General features: G+C 75.8%; 2 protein-coding genes and 1 pseudogene. All 3 read right to left on the reverse strand.

Annotation, left to right across the window (positions count from 1 at the left end; all coding sequences use genetic code 11):
• Nucleotides 1-1,132, reverse strand: a 1,132-nt coding sequence (locus N790_RS03300; RefSeq protein ID WP_043800690.1) for a BatA domain-containing protein, incomplete at its 3' end; no start/stop codon positions are given.
• On the reverse strand, nt 1,129-2,025 hold the full coding sequence (locus tag N790_RS03305; protein ID WP_043800692.1) for a DUF58 domain-containing protein: 897 nt from the start codon (nt 2,023-2,025) through the stop codon (nt 1,129-1,131). The genes N790_RS03305 and N790_RS03300, both read right to left, overlap by 4 nt.
• A 7-nt stretch (nt 2,026-2,032) precedes the next feature.
• Nucleotides 2,033-2,245: pseudogene (locus tag N790_RS03310) on the reverse strand (AAA family ATPase); the annotation flags it as partial.

Here is a 2,245-nt window from a genome sequence, read left to right on the forward strand (position 1 = left end):
CGCGGCGCGGGCTGGCGGCGAACCAGCGCTCCAGCGCGAACAGCAGCACCAGCGCGGCCATCAGCCCGGGTTCCAGCGGGCGCGGTGCGGGTTCGAAACCGTCGGCGCCGGTGCGCGGTGCCATGGCCGCCGCGTCGGCCAGCGTGGGCGCGGGCGGGGCGGCTTCGAGGCGCGTGCGCAGCTGCGTCGGGAAATCGGGCTCCAGCAACGCGGGGAAGGCTTCGGCATACAGCGGCTGGTGCAGCTGCAGCACGCGGCCGGCGCCGAGGCGGGCTTCGGTGAACCAACTGTCGTCGCCGTCGGTGGGCTTTCCGCCGCCGGCGATCGGCCACGTGGCGTCGTGGGCAATCAGCGCGGTGCCGCCGGCTTCGATCCAGGCGCGCAATTCGGGTGGGAGGTCACCGGGCGCGAGCCAGGCCACGGCCTGCGCGCTTTCCGGCAGCGGCGTGCCGGTGATGGCGGCGTCGCCCGTGGGCGCGTCGGCACCGGCGGCGACCTGCCAGGCCTTTTGCGCGGCGCGCAGCCAGCGGGCCTGGTCGGCACGGTCGGGGGCGTGGCGGATGGCCAGCGCGAACGGCGGGGCCTTCGATTCCGTCGGTGCCGGCTCGGCCGGCGCCGGCAGCGTGCGCCAGGCCACCGCGCGCGAAAGCCGCGGGCGTTCGCCGTCGAAACCGGCCACGCGTTCGGGCAGCCAAACGGTCAGCGCGGTGGACGCGGCGAGCTCGCCATCCGCCTGCCGCAGCAGGCTGGCCACCGGCACGTCATTCGCGGGTGCGGGTTCTTCCAGCGGCGGAAAACCCGGTGCCAGCCAGTGCGCGGGTGTCTCCAGGTCGCGTTGCACCTGCGCCGGGTCCAGCGCGGGATGCACCAGCACCCACGCCGGCGCGCCGGTGGCGCCGCGCAGGAAGGGCGCCGCCAGCAGCAGCGCCAGCCCCGCCACCAGCAACAGGCGCAGCGCCAGCAGCAGGAATTCTTCCAGCCGGAAGCGCCGCTGCGGCTTGCGCCGCGCCTGCAGCCAGCGCAGCGCGGCGAACATCGTCGGCACCTGCTCTTCGCGCCGGGCCAGGTGCACCAGCAGCGGCAGGGCCAGGCCCAGCAGCGCCAGCAGGCCCAGCGGGAAGGCCAGGCTCATGCGCGCTCCGCGGCCTGCGGGGCCAGCAGCCGGCGCAGCGGCGCGTCCAGCGGCTGGTCGAGGAAATATTCCACGCGGCGCACGCCGCTGGCGGCCAGGCGGGCCTGCAGCGCCTCGCGCGCGGCGGCGAAACGCGCCAGGAAATCGGCGCGCGCGGCGGCGCCGTCGCCGATGAGTTCGGCCTCTGATTCGGGGTCGCGGAAGCGATGGCCGCCGCGGAAGGGGAAGTCCCGCTCCTCGGCGGTGAGCAGCTGGATGTTGAGCACCTCGCGCCGCGCCGCCGACAATTTTTCCATCAGCACCACGGCGCCTTCGTCGAAGTCGTCGCCCAGCAGCAGCACCAGCTGGCCGGCCGCGATGCGCTCCCACAGCGGCCGCAGGCGTGTTTCGTCGGGCCAGTCGCCGCGGGCGCGCAGGCCCTGCAGTTCCAGCAGGCAGCGGTCGCGGTGGCGCGGGCCGGCGCCGGGCGGCACCAGCTGCAGGCCGTCGCCGCTGATGGCGGCCAGGCCGAAACGGTCGCCCTGGCGCAAGGCCAGTTCGAACACGCAGGCGGCCAGCGCACGCGCGGCGTCCAGGCGCGTCCAGCCCGGGCGGGCGGCGTCGCCCTGGGCCATCGAGGCGGTGGCGTCCACCAGCACCCAGGCGGTGAGCGGGCTGTCGCGTTCGGATTCGCGCACGAAGAAGCGGTCGGAGCGCGCGTAGAGCTTCCAGTCGATCTGGCGCAGTTCGTCGCCAGGTTCATAGGCGCGGTATTGCGCGAACTCCAGCCCGGCGCCGCGGCTGCGGCTGCGGTGCTGGCCGAAGCCGTGCCCGCCCGCGGCCCGGCGCCCGGCGAGGCGCAGGTCCTTGAGCCGGGCGCGCACCGCGGCGGGAATGAAGTCCGGGCCGGACATCGGCGTCTTACGCGGGGTGCGGCACGGCGCGCAGCAGGGCCGCCACGACGTCGTCGGCGCTCTTCTGCTCCGCCTCCGCCGCGAACGACAGCAGCAGGCGGTGGCGCAGCACCGGCGAGGCCAGCGCGGCGATGTCGTCGCGGGTGGCGGCGAAACGGCCGTTGAGCAGGGCGCGCGCCTTGGCGGCCAGCACCAGCGACTGGCCCGCGCGCGGGCCGGC

The organism is Arenimonas malthae CC-JY-1, from assembly GCF_000747075.1.
In the GTDB taxonomy this organism is placed as follows: Bacteria; Pseudomonadota; Gammaproteobacteria; order Xanthomonadales; family Xanthomonadaceae; genus Arenimonas; species Arenimonas malthae.

Bases quoted from the DNA above. Each gene is read 5' to 3' on its own strand.
- N790_RS03305 (WP_043800692.1), bottom strand. From the start codon at position 2,025: ATGTCCGGCCCGGACTTCATTCCCGCCGCGGTGCGCGCCCGGCTCAAG.